General features: G+C 71.4%; 16 protein-coding genes. 9 read left to right on the forward strand and 7 right to left on the reverse strand.

Going from position 1 to position 20,611, the window contains the following annotated elements:
- The first annotated feature begins 94 nt into the window (after positions 1-94).
- From J2847_RS16305 to J2847_RS16320, 4 genes are all read left to right on the forward strand, one after another.
- Positions 95-3,640, forward strand: a complete 3,546-nt coding sequence (locus J2847_RS16305) for an indolepyruvate ferredoxin oxidoreductase family protein (protein ID WP_209779969.1) — start codon at positions 95-97, stop codon at positions 3,638-3,640.
- Positions 3,641-3,909: 269 nt separating this feature from the next.
- Positions 3,910-4,047, forward strand: a complete 138-nt coding sequence (locus J2847_RS16310) for a hypothetical protein (protein WP_209779970.1) — start codon at positions 3,910-3,912, stop codon at positions 4,045-4,047.
- 141 nt (positions 4,048-4,188) lie between these two features.
- Positions 4,189-4,893 carry a hypothetical protein gene (locus tag J2847_RS16315; RefSeq protein WP_209779971.1) on the forward strand — a complete coding sequence of 235 codons (705 nt, stop codon included), beginning with the start codon at positions 4,189-4,191 and terminating at the stop codon, positions 4,891-4,893.
- A 95-nt stretch (positions 4,894-4,988) separates the two neighbouring features.
- On the forward strand, positions 4,989-5,564 hold the full coding sequence (locus tag J2847_RS16320) for a HutD/Ves family protein (protein WP_209779972.1): 576 nt from the start codon (positions 4,989-4,991) through the stop codon (positions 5,562-5,564).
- Positions 5,565-5,592: 28 nt separating this feature from the next.
- Here J2847_RS16320 and J2847_RS16325 read toward each other — a convergent pair whose 3' ends face one another.
- On the reverse strand, positions 5,593-7,134 hold the full coding sequence (locus J2847_RS16325) for a sensor domain-containing diguanylate cyclase (protein WP_209779973.1): 1,542 nt from the start codon (positions 7,132-7,134) through the stop codon (positions 5,593-5,595).
- Between the two features lie 522 nt (positions 7,135-7,656).
- Here J2847_RS16325 and J2847_RS16330 point away from each other — a divergent pair.
- Both J2847_RS16330 and J2847_RS16335 read left to right on the forward strand, forming a co-directional pair.
- Positions 7,657-8,181: a PAS domain-containing protein gene (locus tag J2847_RS16330; RefSeq protein ID WP_209779974.1), complete on the forward strand. Its 525-nt coding sequence runs from the start codon at positions 7,657-7,659 to the stop codon at positions 8,179-8,181.
- On the forward strand, positions 8,156-9,466 hold the full coding sequence (locus tag J2847_RS16335) for a methyl-accepting chemotaxis protein (RefSeq protein ID WP_209779975.1): 1,311 nt from the start codon (positions 8,156-8,158) through the stop codon (positions 9,464-9,466). Before J2847_RS16330 ends, J2847_RS16335 begins: the two co-directional genes overlap by 26 nt.
- Here the strand turns inward: J2847_RS16335 and J2847_RS16340 are convergent.
- The 3 genes from J2847_RS16340 to J2847_RS16350 form a co-directional block, all read right to left on the reverse strand.
- Entirely contained in the window at positions 9,441-10,805 is a 1,365-nt protein-coding gene (locus tag J2847_RS16340) for a GH1 family beta-glucosidase (RefSeq protein WP_209779976.1), read from the reverse strand. The two genes, J2847_RS16335 and J2847_RS16340, sit on opposite strands and share 26 nt — an antisense overlap.
- Positions 10,806-10,849: 44 nt before the next feature.
- Complete coding sequence (locus tag J2847_RS16345; RefSeq protein WP_209779977.1) at positions 10,850-11,185, reverse strand: acyl carrier protein; 336 nt, start codon at positions 11,183-11,185, stop codon at positions 10,850-10,852.
- Positions 11,186-11,454: 269 nt separating this feature from the next.
- Positions 11,455-12,531 carry a hypothetical protein gene (locus J2847_RS16350; protein WP_209779978.1) on the reverse strand — a complete coding sequence of 359 codons (1,077 nt, stop codon included), beginning with the start codon at positions 12,529-12,531 and terminating at the stop codon, positions 11,455-11,457.
- A 223-nt stretch (positions 12,532-12,754) separates the two neighbouring features.
- Here J2847_RS16350 and J2847_RS16355 point away from each other — a divergent pair, with 223 nt between their 5' ends.
- Positions 12,755-14,458, forward strand: a complete 1,704-nt coding sequence (locus tag J2847_RS16355) for a Na/Pi cotransporter family protein (protein WP_209779979.1) — start codon at positions 12,755-12,757, stop codon at positions 14,456-14,458.
- Between the two features lie 27 nt (positions 14,459-14,485).
- Here J2847_RS16355 and J2847_RS16360 read toward each other — a convergent pair whose 3' ends face one another.
- Positions 14,486-14,905 (reverse strand): hemerythrin domain-containing protein, encoded by a 420-nt coding sequence (locus tag J2847_RS16360; RefSeq protein ID WP_209779980.1) that lies wholly within the window; start codon positions 14,903-14,905, stop codon positions 14,486-14,488.
- Positions 14,906-14,937: 32 nt separating this feature from the next.
- The gene (gene hmpA, locus J2847_RS16365; RefSeq protein WP_209779981.1) at positions 14,938-16,113 is read right to left on the reverse strand and encodes an NO-inducible flavohemoprotein; all 1,176 of its coding nucleotides are present in this window, start codon (positions 16,111-16,113) and stop codon (positions 14,938-14,940) included.
- A 132-nt stretch (positions 16,114-16,245) separates the two neighbouring features.
- On the opposite strand from hmpA, the gene norR reads away from it, so the two are divergent.
- Together norR and J2847_RS16375 are read left to right on the forward strand one after the other, a co-directional pair.
- On the forward strand, positions 16,246-17,829 hold the full coding sequence (gene norR, locus J2847_RS16370; protein WP_209779982.1) for a nitric oxide reductase transcriptional regulator NorR: 1,584 nt from the start codon (positions 16,246-16,248) through the stop codon (positions 17,827-17,829).
- Positions 17,830-17,899: 70 nt separating this feature from the next.
- Positions 17,900-18,094, forward strand: a complete 195-nt coding sequence (locus tag J2847_RS16375) for a hypothetical protein (protein WP_209779983.1) — start codon at positions 17,900-17,902, stop codon at positions 18,092-18,094.
- Positions 18,095-18,127: 33 nt separating this feature from the next.
- On the opposite strand, the gene J2847_RS16380 is transcribed toward J2847_RS16375, so the two are convergent.
- Complete coding sequence (locus J2847_RS16380; RefSeq protein WP_209779984.1) at positions 18,128-20,566, reverse strand: transketolase; 2,439 nt, start codon at positions 20,564-20,566, stop codon at positions 18,128-18,130.
- Positions 20,567-20,611 lie beyond the last annotated feature (45 nt).

A 20,611-nucleotide genomic window follows, 5' to 3' on the forward strand; every position in this document is an offset into this window, starting at 1 on the left:
CTTTTGCTCCCACAACGCGCAAAACCATTCGCGGCCCGGCGGCGCACACTCGGTCCAAGAGCAGGAAGATCCTGGGGAACCGAGGAAACGCACCATGGACGGCATGCCCAACGGCGGCCTGTTCGGCGAGGCCGCCGACATCGACCACAGCTACCGCCTGGACGACCGCTACACCCGCGCCGGGGGGCAGGTCTACCTGTCCGGCACCCAGGCGCTGGTGCGGCTGCTGCTGCTCCAGGCCGAGCGCGACCGCCGGGCGGGGCTGAACACCGCCGGCTTCGTCAGCGGCTACCGGGGCTCGCCGCTCGGCGGGCTGGACCAGGCGCTGTGGCAGGCGCGCCCGCATCTCGACCGCCACGCCATCACCTTCCTGCCCGGCATCAACGAGGATCTCGGCGCCACCGCTGTGATGGGCAGCCAGCAGGTCGAGGCGTCGGGCGAGGCGACGGTCGATGGCGTCTTCGGCCTGTGGTACGGCAAGGGGCCGGGGGTGGACCGCGCCGGCGACGCGCTGAAGCACGCCAACGCCTACGGCACCTCGCCGCGCGGCGGGGTGCTGGCGGTCGCCGGGGACGATCATGGCTGCGTGTCGTCCAGCATGCCGCACCAGAGCGACCTCGCCATGATCGCGTGGTCGATGCCGGTGCTGAACCCGGCGGGCGTGCGCGAGTATCTCGATTTCGGGCTCTACGGCTACGCGCTGTCGCGATTCTCCGGCTGCTGGGTCGGCTTCAAGGCGATCTCGGAGAGCGTGGAAAGCTCGGCCACCGTCCGCGTCCCGTCGCTCGACGCGCCCTTCCACCCGGTGGAGTTCACCCCGCCGCCCGGCGGCCTGCACCAGCGCTGGCCCGACCTGCCCAGCCTGCGCATCGAGGAGCGTCTGGCCGCCAAGATCCGGGCGGTGAAGGCCTTCGCCCGCGTCAACCGCATCGACCGGACGGTGCTGGGGCAGGGGCGGAGCCATGGCGGCTGGCTGCGCGTCGTCACCACCGGCAAGGCGCATCTCGACCTGATGGAGGCCCTGCGCCTGCTTGGCATCGGCGAACGGGAGGCGGAGGAGATCGGGCTGTCGGTCCACAAGATCGGCCTGTCCTGGCCGCTGGAGCCGGAAGGCGCGCTGGCCATGGCGCGCGGCGCCGAGGAGATCCTCGTCGTCGAGGAGAAGGCCCCGGTCGTCGAGGGCCAGCTCAAGGAGCTGCTGTACCATTTGCCGGACGGCGAGCGGCCGCGCGCCCTGATCGGCAAGACCGACGAGCTGGGCGCGCCGCTGCTGCCCGCGACCGGCGAGCTGCGCCCCTGGATCGTCGCCAGGGCGCTGGTGGAGCGCATCCGCCACCGCTTCCCGGAGCGCGACCTCTCAAGCCGCCTGGCCGATCTGCTGCCGGCCGAGGCCCTGCCCGCTCCGGCGCCCACTTCGGCAATGGCGCGCACGCCCTATTTCTGCTCCGGCTGCCCGCACAACCGTTCCACCAGGGTGCCGGAGGGCAGCAAGGCGTTGGCGGGGATCGGCTGCCACTTCATGGCCTCCTGGATGGACCGGGAGACGGTCGGCTTGGCCCAGATGGGCGGCGAGGGGGTGGGCTGGGTCGGGCAGGCGCCCTTCTCCAAACGCCCACATGTGTTCCAGAATCTCGGCGAGGGCACCTATTACCATTCCGGCCTGCTGGCGATCCGGCAGGCGGTCGCCGCCAAGGTCAACATCACCTACAAGATCCTTTACAACGACGCCGTGGCCATGACCGGCGGCCAGCCGGTGGACGGTCCGCTTCCGGTCGACGCCCTGACCCGCCAGTTGAGCGCCGAGGGCATCGCCCGCATCGCCCTGGTCAGCGACGCGCCGGAGAAATACGACCGCCGCTCCGGCCTCGCCCCCTTCACCACCGTGCACCACCGCGACGAGCTGGACGCCGTGCAGCGCGAACTGCGGGAGATTCCCGGCGTCACCGCCCTGGTCTACGAGCAGACCTGCGCCGCCGAGAAGCGCCGCCGCCGCAAGCGCGGCAGCCTGCCCGACCCGGCCCGCCGGGTGGTGATCAACGATCTGGTCTGCGAGGGCTGCGGCGACTGTGGCCGCAAGTCGAACTGCCTGTCGGTGCAGCCCAAACCCACCGAGTTCGGGGTGAAGCGGCAAATCGACCAGTCGAACTGCAACAAGGATTATTCCTGCGTCGAGGGCTTCTGCCCCAGCTTCGTGTCGGTGATGGGCGGGACCCTGCGCAAGCCGGACCCCGACGCGGTGGCGGCGCGCTTCAGGGACGCGCTGGCCGAACTGCCGCACCCGCTGCGCGCCCTGGGCGACGACCCGGCGGAAATCCTGATCGTCGGGGTCGGCGGCACCGGGGTCGTCACCATCGGCGCGCTGCTCGCCATGGCCGCGCATCTGGAGGGCAAGGCGTCGTCGGTGCTCGACTTCATGGGCTTCGCGCAGAAGGGGGGCGCGGTCTACAGCTACCTGCGGGTGGCGCGCGACGCGGCGCGGCTGAACCAGGCGCGCATCGACCCGAAACGGGCGCAGCTCGTGCTGGCCTGCGACACGGTGGTCGCCGCCTCGCCGGACGCCCTGCGCACGGTGGCTCCGGGGCGGACGCGGGTGGTCGCCAACGCCCATGTGACGCCGACCGGCGCCTTCACCCGCGACGGCTCCGCGCTGCCCGACGGCGCCGCCCTGCTGCGTTCCCTGCGCCGCGTCGCCGGGGACGACCGGGTGGAGGTGGTGGACGCCAACCGGCTGGCGACCGCGCTGTTCGGCGACAGCATCCTCGCCAACGTCTTCCTGATGGGCTTCGCCTTCCAGAAGGGGCTGCTGCCGGTCGGGCTGGCGGCGCTGGACCGCGCCATCGAGCTGAACGGCACCGGCGTCACCGCCAACCGGCAGGCCTTCGCCTTCGGCCGGCTGGCGGCCCACCGGCCGGAGGCGCTGGCGGGGCTCGGCGCCGGGGAGGACGCGCCGGCCACCGATCTGCTGGCCACCGATCTGCCGGCCACCGATCTGCCGACCGTCGTCGAGCGCCGCGCCGCCTTCCTGACCGGCTATCAGGACGCGGCCTATGCCGGCCGCTACCGCGCGCTGGTCGAGCGGGCGCGGCGGGCGGAGGAGCGGGTCGCCCCCGGCTCGACCGCGCTGGCCGTGGCGGTGGCGCGCGGCGCCTTCGCGCTGATGGCCTACAAGGACGAGTACGAGGTGGCCCGGCTGCACAGCGATCCGGCTTTCCGCAAAAGCCTGGAGGACCGGTTCGAAGGCGATTGGAAACCCGTCTTCCACCTCGCCCCCCCGCTGCTGTCGTTCGGGGTGAATGCGGCGGGCGAGCCGCGCAAGATGGCGTTCGGCGCCTGGATCCTGCCGGTGTTCCGGGGGCTGGCGGCGCTGAAGCGGCTGCGCGGAACAGCGTTCGATCCTTTCGGCCACACGGCGGAACGCCGCATGGAGCGCGCGCTGATCGCCCGCTACGAGGCGACGGTGGCGGAGATTGTCGAGAGGCTGTCGGCGGAGACACTGGCGACCGCCGTCGAGCTGGCGGCGCTGCCGCTGGAGATCCGCGGCTTCGGGCCGGTCAAGCAGCGCGCGTTGGAGGTGGTGGAGCCGCGCTGGCGCGCCCTGGAGGAACGGCTGCGCGGCGGCGGGCTGGCGAAGGCGGCCTGATCCGCCGGTTCGACAAACCGCTTGGCAGGGCGGCGGCTCCGCGCTATGGTCGCTGCCATGCAACACGCGCTCCGCACCGCTCCTTCGGGCTCGTCCCGATATTTTGGCCGCTGGTTTCCGCCGGCGGCCTAGGATCGCGCACATGTTGCTCCATCCCGAAGCCGCCCGGACCCCGAGGCGGCTTTCGTGTTTGTGACCTTCACGCGGCACATCGATCGAAGCGATCACGGGATCTCCGGGCGGCCTCACCAGCCAGACGAGGTTCCCCCATGTTCGATTTCGACGTCGTGACCGGCCCCACCCAGCCGCCCCAGCCCCAGGCCGCCGAACCGGCCCCGCCCGCCGCTCCGGCGTCGGACGCCGCGCCCCGGAACGCCCGCAGCCCGGAGCCGGCCCAGGCATCGTGACGGTTCCGTTCCAGGCCGTTCCAAAGGATTTTCATCTTTTTCGCGCAGGAGCAGCCCGCCTCGCCCGTATTCCCCTGTGCAGGCGGGTCCTGCGGGACGGGAGCGGCGGGTTTCCTGTCGGAACGGGAAGGGTGATGGGCCATGGCGAGCGATGCGGTTTCCAGCGTCAACTCGATGGTGTCGAGCCTCAACGCCTCTATCACCAACGCGCTGTCGGCGATCCAGGCCCAGCAGAACCAGAACGCGGCCTCGACCGACGAGGTGCAGACCTATGAGAAGACGGTCAAGAAATCGACGCTCACCAACGCCGGGGCGGCGACCGACATCGGCGTCCTGGCCAGGAACACCACCCGCCTGAACGTCGCCAGCACACTGGCGGCGAACGATTCCGTCGATTTCTACAAATTCAAGGTCACCAGCAAGGGCGAGGCGACGCTGGGCGAGGTCGGCGACGAGGGCGTGCGCGTGCAGCTCCTGTCGCGGCTGGGCAGCGTGCTGGCCGACAGCAATCCGGACTCCGGCAAGGATTACGAGAATTACCAAGCCCTGCAAAAAGGCGAGATGACCCTCGACAAGGGCGACTACACCCTGCGCGTCACCCGCGACAAGGGCGTGTCGGCGCGCGAGGACAAGAACTACGCCCTCCAGCTCGTGATGGGCAGCTACAGCCAGGATTACGACACGGTCGCCAAGCAGCCGGCCAAGGGCGACAGCCCGTTCCAGCTGTCCACCGGCCAGCAGTCGATGCTGGACGGGCTGAACTCGGCGATCAGCTCGGCGAACTCCATCACCTACGGGCAGACCGGCACGGAAAAGCTGATGGGCAGCTTCAGCCTGTTCGTCTGACCCCCGGCCTTTCTTCTCCGGGCTTTCTTCCGCTGGTCCTGCCGGCGGACCGGATGCTATGACGCGTCTCCCCCCACACGCCGGAGAGACGTCCGATGCCGTCCGTCACCCTGCTGACCCCCGCCGACGGGCGCCGCGTTCCCTGGCGCAACGGGCTGGGCCTGACCACCGAGATCGCGGTCGAGCCGCTGGAGGGGGGCGACCGTTTCCTTTGGCGGGTCAGCGTCGCCGACGTGGCCGCCTCCGGCCCCTTCTCGGCCTTTCCCGGCTACGACCGGCTGATCGCCGTGGTCGAGGGGGAGGGAATGAGGCTGACGGTGGACGGCGGCGCCCCGGTGGAGCGCCGCCGGATGGAACCGGCCTTCGCCTTCCCCGGCGAGGTGGCGGTGGATTGCGCCCTGCTGGGCGGGCCGATCCGCGATGTCAACCTGATGCTCGACCGCGAGGCCGCCGTCGGGTCGGTGACGATGCTGGCCGGCGGAACGGCGCACCGGGCCTCGGGCGACGCCGTGCTGGTCCATGGGCTGGCCGGAACCCTGACGGTGACTCCCGAGGGCGGCGACGCGGTCGCGGTTCCCGCCGGCCACAGCGCACTGCTGCGCGGGGCGGCGGCCGTCGCCGTTCCGGCCGGTGCCGAGGGCGTCTGCGCCGAGGTGCGGCGGCGCGGCTGACGCGCTTTCCCTCAGCCCGGATTTTCGTTCAGCCCGGAACGGGCTGCACGGGGGGAAGCGCTGCGGCTTCGTAGCGCATCGCCTGCCCGCGCCCCCCGCGCTTCGCGGCGTAGAGGGCCTGGTCGGCGTAGCGCAGGACCGTGCCGAGATCCGGATCGTCCGTCGGCCACAGTGCGATGCCGACGCTGCACCCGACCTGGACGGCCAGCCCCTCCGCCGTCATCGGCAGCGACAGGGTCTGGATGATCCGGTTGGCGACCTCCAGCGGCAACCGGGTCCGTCCGGCGTCCGGCATGGCCAGCAGCACCAGGAACTCGTCGCCGCCGAGACGGACCGCGATGTCGCCGTCGCGCACGCATTGGGCGAGCCGGGCGGCGACCTGTTCGAGGACGGCGTCGCCGACATGGTGGCCGTGCTGGTCGTTGACCGGCTTGAAGCCGTCGAGGTCGATGCACAGGGCGGCCAGGGCCGCCGGCCCGCCGCCGGGAGGCGCCTCGGCCAGCCGCTCCATATGGGCATCGAGGAAGCGGCGGTTGGCGAGGCCGGTCAGCGAATCCTTGAAGGCGATGGCGTGCAGCGTCCGGCCCATGCTGCGCACCGCCCGCACCGCGTCGCCGATCTCGCTGGTCTGGATGGGGGCCGGCGCGCAGGGATGGCGGGCGTCGAACTCCATCGTGGACAGGCGCTTGGCCGACCGCTTGAGGTCGCGCAGCCCGCGCAGGACCAGGATGTCCAGCAGGAACCAGACGCCGACGACGATGACCAGCACCACGACGGCCATGACCCCGGCGCTCCACAGCAGCTTGCGGTCGAGGTCGGCCAGGATGGTGGCGCGTGGAACGCCGACCGCGATGAGCCCGCCGGTTTCCCCCAGCGCCGCGAAGCCGATGATGCGGGGAACGCCATCCAGGCCGGGGGCTTCGATGACGCCCTGCGACCGGCCCGCCATGCTCAGGGTCAGGGGGTGGTCGGCCATCGACCGGCCGGGGGGAAGGGCGTGGGTGTCGGGCACGCGGACCAGCACCGTTCTGCGTGAATCGAACAGCGTCACCGCCCCGCCGGAGGTGTGGGCCGCCTCCCTGGCGATGCCTTCCAGCCAGTTCAGGTCGATGCCGGTCAGCAACAGGCGCTCGACCTTTCCATCGGCGTCCAGGAGCGGCAGGGCGGCGGTCACCACCGGCCGCCCGCTGACCAGACCGATGCGGAAATCGCTGGTCGCGAAGGCTCTGGTGGCCAGCGCCTTGCGGAAATACTCCTGTTCGGCCACCCGCGCGACCGGGGTGTCGCCGTGGGTGCTGCACCGGAGATTCCCGTCGGGGGCGGCGACGGCGAAGCCGACGCTCCAGGGGTACAGCGCCGCCGCCTGGCGGAGGAGCGGCGCGCAGAGCACGGGATCCGCTCGCCTCACCTCGGGCACCAGGGCCAGCAGCCGCAGCGTGCCGCGCACCTGCTCGACGATGTCGGTCTGTTGCTGCGCCCCCCGCTGGGCCAGCTGAAGAACCTCCCGGCGGGCGTCCTCAAGCTTGTCCTGTCTCTGCTGGAGGAAGAGCACGGCGCCCAATGCAATCAAGGGAAGAAGCGCAATTACAATAAAGATTTCCAGCCTCGCGCGAAGCCCTGCGCGCGACCATGCCCGTTGAAAAGGCCCCGCTGTGCGGCGAAGACTCATGCCGACCTTCACATTTCCCGAACCGGCTCCGTATTTTTCTGTATAAGTAAAACACTCGGACATTTTCATCGTTTTTGTCGCGGAGCAGCCTTGCGCCCAGGTGAGCCCTTGCCTGTCCGCCGGACGGCCCGTCCGGTTCTTTCCTGTTCGACCGGCCAAGAAACCGCAAGGCCTGTCGATGTCGCCTTTTGTCACATAGGCAACCCGCCGAACGCGGCGTGTTCACGCCCATACAGCACGATGCCGGTGTGATTTGTCGAACTTCGCCGGATGACCGGCGTCGTCCGCTGGTAAGCCCTTGAATCATCGGAAGGGCAGGAGCCCGGCCGTTTCTTCGCGGCTGCGGCGGGCCTTGGCACGCTTCCTGCTGTGTCCGCCCTCTGTGATCGCCGAGGATCATCGGACAGCGGAAGGGACACGCCCATGCCTCACGCAGGCGTCCACCTGACCGGCCGGGAGCGCAGCTTCCCGCCGGACGAGATCATCGTCAGCAAGACCGATCCCCAGGGCCGGCTGACCTATGTGAACGACATTTTCCTGGAGGTCGCCGGCTACGGCGAGGCGGAGTTGATCGGCAAGCCGCACAGCATCATCCGCCACCCGGCCATGCCGCGCACGATCTTCCGCCGGCTGTGGGAGACGGTGCGGGCCGGGCAGGAGATCTTCGCCTACGTCAACAACCGGGCCAAGAACGGCGACCATTACTGGGTGCTGGCCCACGTCACCCCCAACATGGCGCCCGACGGGACGATCGCCGGCTACCATTCCAACCGCCGGGTGCCGCGCCGCGCCGTGCTCGGCGTCATCGAGCCGCTCTACGGCCGTCTGGCGGCGGCGGAGCGCGCGGCCGGCGGTGGGGAAGCCGGGATGACGGCCGCCGCGCTCCTGCTGGACGGGATCCTGGACAAGGAGGGGGTGGGCTATGACGAATTCGTTCTCGGTCTCTGACTGGTCCTCGGTGGCGCGGGCGCGGGCCGCCGCCTGGGCCGGCACGCTGCTCCTCGCCGCCCTCGCCCTGCTGCTGCTGGTTCGGCAGGACTGGCCGGCGGCCGGGCTGGCGCTGGCGGCCCTCGTCCCGTCCCTGTTCGGGCTGCGCGCGCTGAAGCGGGCCGGCGCCAGCATCGACAAGGCGGCGGCGGTCTGCGAGGCGGCGGCGCGCGGCGACCTGTCGGTGCGGGTGATGGGCATCCGGGGGCACGGCAACATCGGGCGGATGCTGCGCAACATCAACCGGCTGCTCGACCTGACCGAAGCCTTCTGCAAGGAGGCCGACGCCGCCATGCACAGCGCGAACGAGCGCCACTATTACCGCAAGATCCTGACCACCGGCCTGCGCGGCGATTTCGCCCGCCATGCCACCACCATCAGCCAGTCGCTCGACCGCATGAAGGAGCGCGACGCCGAGGCGATCCGCTTCGCCGAGGAGAAGGTCCGCCATGTCCTGCTCGGCGTGTCGGGCGCCGTGACCCAGTTGCAGTCCAACGCCGCGCAGCTCGCCACCAACGCCGACGCCGCGGTGCGCGACGCCGTGGCGGCGGCGGCGGGGGCGGAGCGCGCCTCGGTCAACGTCCAGGCGGTGGCGGCGGCGACCGGCCAGCTCGCCGCCTCCTTCGACGAGATCAACCACCAGACGGCGGCGGCGACCAGCGTCGCCAGCGACGCGGTGACGATGGCCGAGCGCACCGATCGCACCATGCGCGAGCTGACCGAGGCCGCCGGGCAGATCGGCGGGGTGATCGCGTTGATCCAGGACATCGCCGCCAAGACCAACATGTTGGCCCTCAACGCGACCATCGAGGCGGCCCGCGCCGGCCCGGCCGGCAAGGGTTTCGCCGTCGTCGCGTCCGAGGTGAAGACTCTCGCCAACCAGACCGCCAGGGCCACCGAGGACATCGGTGCCCATGTCCGCCGCATGCGCAGCGTCGCCGAGGGGGCGGGCGAGGCGATCCGCGCCATCGGCCACACCATCGCCAGCATCGAGCAGACCTCCACCGCGGTGGCCGGGGCGGTGCAGCAGCAGAACGCTGTGACCGGCGACATCGCCGGCAACGTCTCCGACGCCGCCGCCGGGGCCGGGATGGTGATCGCCGCCATCTCCACCGTGCGCTGCGCCGCCGAACGGACCAACGGCGTGGTGTCGGAGATCAACGCGGCGACCGGCGAGCTGTCGCAGCAGGCCCGTGAGCTTCAGGAGCAGATCGACGCCTTCATCGCGCGGGTGCGGGCGGCGTGAGGGCTCCCCCGGCTCCGCGCGCCCCCCGGATCAGATCGGCGTACCAGCGGGCGGAGTCCTTCGGCGTCCGCGTCCCCGTTGGGAAATCGACGTGGACGATTCCGAAACGCTGGCCGTAGCCGCTGCCCCATTCGAAATTGTCGAGCAGCGACCAGACGAAATAGCCGCGCACGTCGGCGCCCTGGCTCATCGCCGCGCGCATCGCCTCGTTGTAGATGGTCAGGTAGGCGATGCGGTGGGGGTCGTGGACGCCGCCGTCCGCCGCCACCGTGTCGCTGCCGCCGCAGCCGTTCTCCGTCACCACGATGGGCAGGCGGTAGCGGCGCTGGATGGTCAGCAGCTCCTCGCGGAAGGCGTCGGGGAAGATCGCCCAGCCGACGCCGTGGGTCGGCGAATCCGGCGGCGCGTCGCCCCAGCCGTAGCCCCAGATGCGCGACGCATCGGCCTTGGCGAAGATCGGGCCGTAATGGTTCAACCCGAACCAGTCCACCGGCCGGGCGATGCGGGCCATGTCGCCGGCCCGGACATGCGGCTCGATCAGGGATGCGGTCTGTGGCGGGTAGTGGCCGAGGATCTGCGGGTCGCAGAAGACCAGGTTCCAGTGCTCGTCGAGCAGGGAGGCCGCCGCGCGGTTCTCCGCCGTGTCGGTCTCGGGGATGACGGCCTGCCGGTTGTGGATCGCCCCGATCGAGGCGCCGGGCACGAGATCGCGCAGCACGTCGACCCCGGCGCCGTGGGCGAGGTTGACGTGGTGGATGGCGCGCAGATGCTGGGTGCGGTCGACGATGCCGGGCGCCGCCCAGGGGATGGCGTAGCCGAACAGCGTGAAGACCGAGAATTCGTTGAAGGTGATCCAGCGCTTCACCCGGTCGCCGTAGCGCTTGGCGCAGAGCGCCGCGTAGTCGGCGTACCAGCCGATGCTGTCGCGCGACGACCAGCCGCCGAGGTCGTGCAGGGCCTGCGGCAGATCCCAGTGGTAAAGGCAGAGCCACGGCTCGATCCCGGATTCCAGCAGCCGGTCGATCAGCCGGTCGTAGAAGTCGAGTCCCTTGTCGTTCACCGCGCCCCGCCCGCGCGGCAGCACGCGCGGCCAGGAGACGGAGAAGCGGTAGGCGTCCACCCCCAGCCCCCGCATCAGGGCGACGTCCTCCTCCCAGCGGTGGTAATGGTCGCAGGCGACGTCGCCGCTGTCGCCGTTCACCACCCCGCCCTGGGTGCGGCAGCGGGTGTCCCAGACGCTGGGGCCGCGCCCATCCTCGGCCGCCGCCCCCTCGATCTGGTAGGCGGAGGTCGAGACGCCCCAGACGAATCCGGGCGGGTAGGACGTGTCGGCGATCATGGCGGTCGCTTTCCTGAAAAGCCGGGCCTGGGAAAATAGAGCCGTCAGGCGATGCTGTTGATCGCCCGGCAGCGGCCCTCGAAATCGTCGGAAATGAATTCGGGCCGCTTGTAATAGCCCTTCATCCAGCTCGCCAGCAGGCACAGCTCCTCCAGCTTGACCAGCTCGTCCAGCGTGCCGCCGGGAAAGCGCAGGGTGAAGCTGTCGCTGATGTACTCCAGCACCTGCTCGATCTGCTCGATGCTCAGGCCGATGTCGGTTTCCAGGGTGGCGTTGCGGGTCAGCAGCGCCTCGTCGATCCCATACTCGTCCCGGATGAGTTTCACGATCCAACGGAACATGTGCATCCAGTTGGAAACGCCCTCGATCGATTTGCTCATCTCGACACTCGCTCAAGGTCCCCGCGGGTGGGTGGCGCCGAAGACACGAAGGGGGTAAGCCGAACGGCGGGACTATACACCAGCGTACCGCAAGAAGAACTCAGGATCAGCCGCATAAGGCAGGCGGAAATGTTAAAAAACCGCGACACTTTCGCCACCCTTGCGGGTGGGAAAGGTCGCGGCGTGGAGGGCAATCACACAAGCCTCCTCTCCCCTTGCGGGGGAAGGGCGCCTCCCTGTCTCAGGCGATCGCCCCGGAGGGCGGACGGTCAGCCGAGCCGGTGCGACGACACAGGTTCCAGGTCGCCGCGCCAGTCGCGGATCTCCTGCTCCACCCGTTCGGCGGCGCGCTGGTCGCGGAAGCGTTTGCGCACGCGGCCATTGGCTCCGCGCGCCTGCATCGCCAGCAGCCGCTCCTCGACCTCCGGCTCGCTGGCGATGGCCTGGCGCCAGCGCTCCAGCCGGATCTCCACCACCGCGTCGACGATGTTCTGGGTGCCGGGGCGGCGGCCCAGCTTGGCGACGCTGGGGGCGAGGCGCGCGGCGGCCGACGCCGCCACCTCGGCCGGCATCGCCGGGAAGACGTTGCGCACCGCCGTGGCGATGGACTGCTTGAGGTCGTCGCCGCGCCCGCGCTCCTCGGCGCGGCGGTCGTTGCGCGCCTCGACGCGGGCGTGGCGCCTGGCGTGCCACGCCAGCACGTCGGAGGCGACCGCGCGGCCGTCCTCGTCCAGCCAGACCACCGCCTCGGCCCCGCCGCGCAGCAGGGAGCGGACGGCGTCGGGGAGTTCCGGATTCGCCGCCTCGCCGGCCGGAACCTCCAGCGCCAGCCGCAGGGCCAGCAGCGAGCGCAGCGACCGTTCCCGCCCGGCGGGGTCGGCGGCGAGCAGCGCCGCGCGCGGCGTGGCGTCGGTGCCCAGCAGCGCCTGGATCACCTCCAGATCGCTGCGGGTCCAGCGGCGGGAGGCGACCAGCCGCTCGGCCCGCTCCTTGTGGTGCTCGCGCACCTCGCGCGGCTCGACCGCGTCGGCGGACAGCAGCACCCACACGCCGCCTTCCCGGCGGGCCAGCGCCCAACCGGCGCGCGCCGGCAGCGGCCGGTCGGTGGCGAAGCGCAGCCCGCCGCCCTCCCCGTCTCCGGGGGCGGCTTCCAGGTTCCAGCGGTCGGCGGCGCGCAGGCAGCCCTCCTCCGGCGCCAGCCAGGGCTGGCCGGGTTGCGAATAGAACCCGCCCCCGCCGGGGCCGCGGACGATCACCGGCCAGCCGGCGACCTCGGCGGCGAGGCTGTCGGGCATCTCGGCCGGGCGCTCCCAGGCGCCCAGCTTCATCAAACGATCAGACGACATGCATGCTCCTTTGCCCGAAAGCATAGCATGCGGCCGGGCCGCCGTCCCAGCCGGGCGTCGTCCCGGCGGGGCCGGGTGTAACACAACCGTCATATTGTCCCGGATGCGTCCGGCGCCCATGATTGAAAGGGTGACCGATCCCGAACGGTGCCCACCCAACGCGGAGGATCCGACCACGGCACCATGACCGCCGGCCAGGGCGTGCCGGCCAAGGAGTGCGCGCATGCAGGCGACCCAGCTTCTCCTCACCCTTGCCGGCAACGTCGTGCTTCTGCTGTGGGGGCTGCACATGGTGCAGTCCGGGCTAATCCGCGCCTTCGGCGGCGACCTGCGCAACCTCCTGGCGGTCGGTCTGCGCAACCGCTGGTCGGCGATGGCGGCCGGGCTGGGCGTCACCACGCTGTTGCAGAGCAGCACGGCCACCGGCCTGATGGTGGCGGGCTTCGCCGCGACCGGGGCGATGCCGCTGGTTCCGGCGCTGGCGGCGATGCTGGGGGCGAATGTCGGCACGACGCTGATCGTCCAGCTCTTCGCCTTCGACGCCGCGCGTCTCGCCCCGGTTCTGCTGCTGGCGGGATTCCTCGCTTTCCGGCGCGGTGCGCGGACGCGCACCCGCGACCTCGGGCGGGTCGGGATCGGGCTGGGGCTGATGCTGCTGTCGCTGCACCTGCTGCTCGTGACGATCGAGCCGGTCGGCGGCGACGCGGCCTTCCGCGAGATCCTCGCCGTGCTGACCGGCGATCCGGTGATCGCCCTGCTGCTGGCGGCGGTCCTGACCTGGGCCGCCCATTCCAGCGTCGCCATCGTGCTGCTGATCGCCTCGCTGGCCGGCACCCAGGTGATCGCGCCGCACGCCGTCCTCGCCATGGTGGCGGGGGCCAACCTCGGCAGCGCCATCAACCCGATCCTCGAGGGGCCGGGCGGCGGCGGTCCCGACGGCAACCCGGCGGCGCGCCGCCTGCCGGTCGGCAACCTCCTGAACCGGGCGGTCGGCTGCCTGCTTGTGCTGGTGGCCGGCGACCCGATCGTCGCGGCGATGACCCGGCTGTCGGGCAGCGGCGGCCGGCTCGCCGCCGACTTCCACCTGCTGTTCAATCTGGCGCTCGCCGCGCTGTTCGTGCTGCCGCTGCCGGCGCTGGCCCGGCTGCTGGTCCGCCTGTTCCCGGAGCGGGTGAGCGTCGCCGATCCCTCCGCCCCGCTGCATCTCGACCGCGCCGCCCTCGCCGCCCCGCACCTCGCCATCGCCAACGCCGCGCGCGAGGCCCTGCGCATGTCCGACACGGTGGAGGTGATGCTGCGCGGCGCGCTCGACGTCTTCCGCACCGGCGACCGCAAGCTGATCCAGGAGATCCGGCGGATGGACGACGTGCTCGACCGGTTGCAGAGCGCGATCAAGGAGTATCTGACCCACATCGAGCCCGACGAGATGGACGAGCGCGACGCCCGCCGCGCCGCCGGCATCCTGACGCTCGTCATCAATCTGGAGCATGTCGGCGACATCATCGACCGCAGCCTGATGGATGCGGCGTCGAAGAGGATCAAGCGCAAGCTGCGCTTCTCCGATGAGGGGGCCGCGGAGATCACCGGCATGCTGGAACGGCTGCTGTCCACCCAGCGGCTGGCGGCGGCGGTCTTCGTGTCGGGCGATCTGCGGGCGGCGCGCAGCCTGATGCGGGAGAAGGAGGTCATGCGCGAGTTGGAGACCCGGGCGACCGAGGCGCATTTCGCCCGCCTGCGCGCCGGCCGGGGCGAAAGCCTGGAGACCAGCGCGCTGCACATCGACATCCTGCGCGACCTGCGGCGCATCAACGCCCATCTGGCCGCCACCGCCTACCCGGTGCTCGACCGTTCGGGCGAACTGCGCGCCAGCCGGCTGAAGGAGACCGACGGCGGGCATGGCGGGCACGGGCAGCCGTCGCTGCGCTGACCCGCCGGTGCGCTGCGGGTGCCGGCGTCAGGCCGCCGCCCTGGCCGCCAGCGGGTAGAGCTCGGCGTCCTCGCGGCCGATCCGCGCCTTGAGCTGGGCGAGAATGGCGCGCGTCTCGGCGATGAAGCGGGCGGGATCCCTGGCGATGGCCAGCGGCCCCGGCCACGCCTTGCGGTAGGTGTCGAAGCGCTGGGTCAGCCCGCCCATCTCCTCCTGGAAGCGCACCGCCATGCTGCGGAGCGCCGGGTCGGCGCCGCGCGCCAGCCGGGGGTAGAGCGCCTTGTCCTCGATCGCCAGATGGACCGAGAATTTGCCGAACAGCCGCACCAGCTCGCCCGACACGGCGGCCGGATCCGCCGCGACCGCCGCCGGGTCGAGCCGGCGTTCGACGGAGGCGGCGAGCGCCAGCACCTCGGCGTGGTGGTCGTTGAAGCTTGTCATGTCCATGATCGTGGCCTTTCGTTTTGAAGGAGTTCCGCTCAGGCGATGGCTTCCTTCGGCCCGAAGAACTCGTGGAAGATCGCCGAGGCGGGCAGGCCCAGCGCGGTCAGCGCCCCGATCACCGCCGTCATGAAGGGCTTCGGCCCGACGACGTAGGCGGCGACGCCGGGTTCCCGCGGCAGCAGCGCCGCCAGACGCTCGCGGTCGAGCAGGCCGGTCAGGTGCGGCTGGTCGGTGGTCTCCGGCTCGGCGTAGCAGTAGACGGTCGTCAGCCCCGCGTGGCGGCCCGCCAGATCGTCGAGATGGTTGCGGAAGGCGTGGACCGAGCCGTTGATGGCGGCGTGGACGTAGACCACCTTGCGCCCGGCGGCGAGTGCCTGCTCGGCCAGCGGCAGCGCCGGGGTCTGCCCCACCCCGCCGGTGATCAGCAGCAGCGGGCCGTCGCCCTCGCGCAGCACGAACTCGCCGGCCGGCGGGTAGACCTCCAATTCGTCGCCCACCCGCGCGCGGTCGTGCAGGAAGCCGGACACCAGCCCCTGCGCCTCGCGCTTCACCGAGATTCGGTAGTCGCGGCCGTTCGGCGAGGCCGACAGGCTGTAGTTGCGGTGGACCGTCTCGCCGCCGATCGCCAGCTTGAGGCCGAGATACTGGCCGGGCAGGAAATCCATCACCCGCCCGCCGTCCACCGGCTCCAGCCGGAAGGAGGTGATGACCGCGCTCTCCGCCGTCTTCCCGGCGATGCGGAAGCGCCGCGCGCCGCGCCAGCCGCCGGTCAGCGCGGCCTTGCGGGCGTATTCCGCCTCCTCCGCCGCGATCAGCAGGCGGGCGAGCTGCCAGTAGGCCGCGCCCCAGGCGTCGGCGACCTCGGCCGTCACCGCGTCGCCCAGGACGCGGCCGATCGCCTCCATCAGGCAGGCGCCGACGATCCCGTACTGGTCGGGCGTGATGTTCAGCGAGACGTGCTTCTGCACGATGCCCTCGACCGCCGGGCCGAGCACCTCCAGCCGGTCGATGTTGGAGGCGTAGGCGATGATGGCGTTGGCCAGCGCCTCCGGCTGGGCGCCGCCGCGCTGGTGGCTCTGGTTGAAGACGGCGCGCACCTCGGGGAAGCGCTCGAACATCAGCGGGTAGAAGGTCCCGGTGATGCGGTTGGCGTTGGCGGCGACGACCGGGGCGGTGGCCTTGACGACGGCGATCTGGGCGGGGGTCAGCATGGAGGAGGCAATCCTTTTGCGCGGCACGATGTCGCATTCGAATGGCAATCCCCGTGCCAGGACGCCGGCCCCGGCTTTCCGCCGGACTGGTTGGGGCTGTTGTCAGAGTGACACGCTGGGTTATGATGTCGAATGGACAACAACGCTGTCATTCCGACGACGCTCACGGAGGCCGCCGCCCTGACCACACGGGAGGCGGCGGATCTGCTGGACCGGCTGGACGAGCCGGCGCGGCTGTGGCCGGTCCTGCTGGAGCTGCTCGCCCACCGCCTGCCCTGCGACGCCTGCGCGCTGCTGCGCCAGGACGGCGACCGGCTGGTGCCGCTGGCCACCCGTGGCCTCAGCCCCGACACGCTGGGACGCCGCTTCCTGCTGGACGAGCATCCCCGGTTCAAGGCGATCGTCGAGGCCGGCAACCGCCCGCTGCGTTTTCCGGCCGATTCGGCGCTGCCCGATCCCTATGACGGGCTGATCCCCGACCACAGCGACCGGCTGCACGTCCACGACTGCGTCGGGGTGCCGCTGCTGGTGGCCGGGCGCCCGTGGGGGGTGCTGACGCTGGACGCCCTGCGCGCCGGCAATTTCGACGGGCTGGACGGCGTCATCGCCGGCTTCGCCCGGCTGGCGGCGTCGCTCGCCGAGGCGCAGGAGCGCCGCGCCGCCCCGGCCGGCCGCGAGCTTTCGCGTTTCGCCGGGGAACGCCCGTTCGACGAGCGTCCGGATCCCGGCTCCGATCTGGTCGGCGAGGGGCCGGCGATGGCCGCCTTGCTGCGCGAGGTCGACACCGTCGCCGACAGCGATCTGGTGGTGCTGGTGCTGGGCGAGACCGGCGTCGGCAAGGAGCTGGTGGCGCGCCGCCTGCACGACCGCTCGCGCCGGGCGAACGGGCCGCTGGTGCATGTCAACTGCGCGGCGCTGCCGGAATCGCTGGTGGAGAGCGAGCTGTTCGGCCATGTGCGCGGCGCCTTCTCCGGCGCCGTCGCCGACCGGCGCGGGAAGTTCGAGCTGGCCGACGGCGGCACCCTGTTCCTCGACGAGGTCGGCGAGCTTCCCTTGGCGGTCCAGGCCAAGATGCTGCGCGCCTTGCAGAACGGCGAGATCCAGCGGGTGGGATCCGACCGCCACCTGACGGTGGACGTCCGCGTCGTCGCCGCGACCAACCGCGATCTGGCGCGCGAGGTGCGCGACGGCCGTTTCCGCGCCGACGTCTACCACCGGCTCAGCGTCTACCCCCTGCACGTCCCGCCGCTGCGCGAGCGGGGGACCGAGACGCTGCGGCTCGCCGGCCTGTTCCTGGAGCGCAACCGGGCGCGGCTCGGCCTGCGCAACCTGCGGCTCTCGGCGGATGCTGAGCGGCGGATGCTGACCTACCCCTGGCCGGGCAACGTGCGCGAGCTGGAACACGCCATCGGCCGGGGCGCCATCCGCGCCCGCGCCGCGCGGGCCGCCGAGGGGGGCGTGCTGACGCTGACCGCCGCCGACCTCGGGCTGGCCGAGGAGGAGGCCCCGCCGACGGTCCAGGCGCTTCCCCCGCCGCCGCCGTCCGACCTCCCGCTGCGCGAGGCGGTGGACGCGCTTCAGCGCCGGATGATCCGCGAGCAGCTCGACCGCCACGAGGGCAACTGGGCCAAGGCGGCGCGCGCCCTGGGGCTGGACCGCGGCAACCTGTTCCGCCTTGCCGGCCGGCTGGGATTGCGGGGAGAGACTACCCCTTAATCGCAACGCAGGGCTGTGCCGCCCCCGCCCGTAGAAGATGGGTCAAGGATCCAGGAGACGGGGGCACGACATGGAGGCTCACACCCAACGCTACGAGGCCCGTCGTCACGCCGGCGACGACGCCTGGTCGGTCATCGACCAGAGGACGGGCGGCTGCGCCGTCGTCGGCGCGCTGTGCTTCGACGGGCTCTCGCGCGATCAGGCGCAACGCTTCGCCGAGACGCTGAACCAGAGCGGGCGCTTCTTCGACGATCGCGAGGGATAGCGCGGCGGACGCCGCGCCACCCGCGACGCGTCCTCACACGGCCCGCAGATGCCGCACCGGACGGCCCGGCGACAGCGCCTCGGCCGCCCGCGCGATGCCTTGCGCGTCGATGCCGAAATGGCGGTGCAGGTCGGCGATCGTCCCGGTCTGGCCGAAATGCTCCACCCCCAGCGCCCGCGTGCGGTGCCCGGCGACCGAGCCGAGCCAGCCCAGCGTCGCCGGATGGCCGTCCACCACCGTGACCAGCGCGCAGTGCGGCGGCAGCCCGTCCAGCAGCCGCTCGATGTGGGAGCGCGCGTGGCCGAGGCCGCGTTCACGCGCCCGCTGCGCGGCGCTCCACCCCGCCTGCAACCGGTCGGCGGAGGTGACGGCGAGCAGCCCGACGTCGCGCCGGTCCTCGCCCAGCATGCCGACCGCCTCGATCGCGCCGGGCGCCACCGCGCCGGTGTAGGCGACCACCACCTGGGCGTTCGGCCCCGGCCGCCGCAGCCAGTAGGCGCCGTCGACGATGTCGCGCTCCAGCCCCTCGTCGATGGTCCGGGACGGCTGTTCCAGCGCGCGCGAGGACAGGCGCAGATAGACCGAGCCGCCGGTCTCGTCGCGCAGCCAGTTGCGCTCGTTCGGCTCTCCGGAACCGTCGCCCTTGGCGCCGTCGCGCTGCATGTAGTCGAAGGCCCAGCGCATCACCACCGCCAGCTCGTCGGCGAAGGCCGGCTCGAAATAGGCCAGCCCATCCTGCGCCATGCCGACCAGCGGGGTGGCGATCGACTGGTGGGCGCCGCCCTCCGGCGCCAGCGTCACCCCCGACGGCGTCGCCACCAGCAGGAAGCGGGCGTCCTGGTAGCAGGCGTAGTTCAACTGGTCGGCGCCGCGCATGATGAAGGGGTCGTAGACGGTGCCGATCGGCAGCAGCCGCTCGCCGAACAGCGAATGCGACAGGCCCAGCGCCGACAGCAGGATGAACAGGTTGGATTCGGCGATGCCCAGCTCCATGTGCTGGCCCGTCGGCGAGAACTGCCAATTGTAGGTGGAGGGGATGCGCTCCTTGCGGAACAGGTCGGCCATTTCGCTCTTGGCGAACAGGCCGCGCCGGTTGACCCAGGCGCCGAGGTTGGTGGAGACCGTCACGTCGGGTGCGGTGGTGACGATGCGCTCGGCCAGATCGGAGCGCTCGCGCCCCAGCTCGTTGAGGATCAGGCCGAAGGCGGCCTGGGTCGACAGGCTCTTCTGCGCCGGCACCGGCAGCGCCGCGGGCACCGGCACGGGCGGTGCCGCGTAGCGCCGCCGGCCCTTCCGCGCGAAGGGGACCCGCGCCAGGAAGGAGTCCAGCGTCGCCGCCGGCAGGGCGGCGCCCTCGAAGCGGTCCCACTCGTGGCCGGGGCGGATGCCCTGGGCGTCGCGGAAGCCGTCCATCTGGGCGGGGGTCAGCAGGCCGGAATGGTTGTCCTTGTGACCGGCCAGCGGCAGCCCGGCGCCCTTGATGGTGTAGGCGATGAAGCAGACCGGCCGGTCGTGCGTCCGCGCCTGCTCGAAAGCGTCGAGCAGCGACGGCAGGTCGTGGCCGCCGAGATTGCCCATCAGCGCCGCCAGTTCCGCGTCGCTGCGGCTCTCGATCAGCCGGGTGACGGGCCCCTGGTCGCCGAGATCGTCCAGCAGCCGGCGGCGCCAGACCGCCCCGCCCTGGGCCGCGCCCTGGTAGGTCAGCGCCGAATAGAGCTGGTTCGGGCAGCGGTCGATCCACGCGCGCAGCCGCTCGCCGCCCGGTTCCCGGAAGGCCGCCTGCATCAGCGTGCCGTATTTCAGGATCACCACGTCCCAGCCGAAGGCGCGGAAGATGTTCTCCAGCCGCTCCCACAGCCCCTCGCGGATCACCGCGTCGAGGCTCTGGCGGTTGTAGTCGACGATCCACCATGTGTTGCGCAGCCCGTGCTTCCAGCCCTCCAGCAGGGCCTCGAAGATGTTGCCCTCGTCCATCTCGGCGTCGCCGACCAGCGAGACCATGCGGCCCTCGGGCAGATCCTTCGCCCAGCCCTTGGCCTTCAGGTAGTCCTGGGTCAGCGAGGCGAACAAGGTCTGCGCCACCCCCAGCCCGACCGAGCCGGTGGAGAAATCGACGTCGTCGATGTCCTTGGTGCGCGACGGGTAGGATTGCGCGCCCTGGTAGCCGCGGAAACTCTCCAGCTTCTCGCGGGTCTGGTTGCCCAGCAGATACTGGATGGCGTGGAAGTTCGGGCTGGCGTGCGGCTTCACCGCGACGCGGTCCTCCGGGCGCAGCACGGCGAAATAGAGCGCCGTCATGATCGCCGCCAGCGAGGCCGAGGACGCCTGGTGCCCGCCGATCTTCAGCCCGTCCAGGTTCGGGCGTAGGTGGTTGGCGTTGTGGATGGTCCAGGACGCGAGCCAGAGAACCTTGCGCTCCAGCTCGCGCAGGCAGGCGAGGTCGTCGGCACGGTTCGGAACGGTCGCGGTCATGGCGTCACCCTCTCGTGGGGCAGGCGGTTGATGATGGAAAAAGCC

This window comes from Azospirillum agricola, from assembly GCF_017876095.1.
Lineage (GTDB): Bacteria > Pseudomonadota > Alphaproteobacteria > Azospirillales > Azospirillaceae > Azospirillum > Azospirillum agricola.

What these genes read in the sequence shown, in the direction of transcription:
- J2847_RS16305 (WP_209779969.1), top strand. Translation starts at nt 95, where the DNA reads ATGGACGGCATGCCCAACGGCGGCCTGTTCGGCGAGGCCGCCGACATC.
- J2847_RS16310 (WP_209779970.1), top strand. Translation starts at nt 3,910, where the DNA reads ATGTTCGATTTCGACGTCGTGACCGGCCCCACCCAGCCGCCCCAGCCC.
- J2847_RS16315 (WP_209779971.1), top strand. Translation starts at nt 4,189, where the DNA reads ATGGCGAGCGATGCGGTTTCCAGCGTCAACTCGATGGTGTCGAGCCTC.
- J2847_RS16320 (WP_209779972.1), top strand. Translation starts at nt 4,989, where the DNA reads ATGCCGTCCGTCACCCTGCTGACCCCCGCCGACGGGCGCCGCGTTCCC.
- J2847_RS16330 (WP_209779974.1), top strand. Translation starts at nt 7,657, where the DNA reads ATGCCTCACGCAGGCGTCCACCTGACCGGCCGGGAGCGCAGCTTCCCG.
- J2847_RS16335 (WP_209779975.1), top strand. Translation starts at nt 8,156, where the DNA reads ATGACGAATTCGTTCTCGGTCTCTGACTGGTCCTCGGTGGCGCGGGCG.
- J2847_RS16340 (WP_209779976.1), bottom strand. Translation starts at nt 10,805, where the DNA reads ATGATCGCCGACACGTCCTACCCGCCCGGATTCGTCTGGGGCGTCTCG.
- J2847_RS16345 (WP_209779977.1), bottom strand. Translation starts at nt 11,185, where the DNA reads ATGAGCAAATCGATCGAGGGCGTTTCCAACTGGATGCACATGTTCCGT.
- J2847_RS16350 (WP_209779978.1), bottom strand. Translation starts at nt 12,531, where the DNA reads ATGTCGTCTGATCGTTTGATGAAGCTGGGCGCCTGGGAGCGCCCGGCC.
- J2847_RS16355 (WP_209779979.1), top strand. Translation starts at nt 12,755, where the DNA reads ATGCAGGCGACCCAGCTTCTCCTCACCCTTGCCGGCAACGTCGTGCTT.
- J2847_RS16360 (WP_209779980.1), bottom strand. Translation starts at nt 14,905, where the DNA reads ATGGACATGACAAGCTTCAACGACCACCACGCCGAGGTGCTGGCGCTC.
- hmpA (WP_209779981.1), bottom strand. Translation starts at nt 16,113, where the DNA reads ATGCTGACCCCCGCCCAGATCGCCGTCGTCAAGGCCACCGCCCCGGTC.
- norR (WP_209779982.1), top strand. Translation starts at nt 16,246, where the DNA reads ATGGACAACAACGCTGTCATTCCGACGACGCTCACGGAGGCCGCCGCC.
- J2847_RS16375 (WP_209779983.1), top strand. Translation starts at nt 17,900, where the DNA reads ATGGAGGCTCACACCCAACGCTACGAGGCCCGTCGTCACGCCGGCGAC.
- J2847_RS16380 (WP_209779984.1), bottom strand. Translation starts at nt 20,566, where the DNA reads ATGACCGCGACCGTTCCGAACCGTGCCGACGACCTCGCCTGCCTGCGC.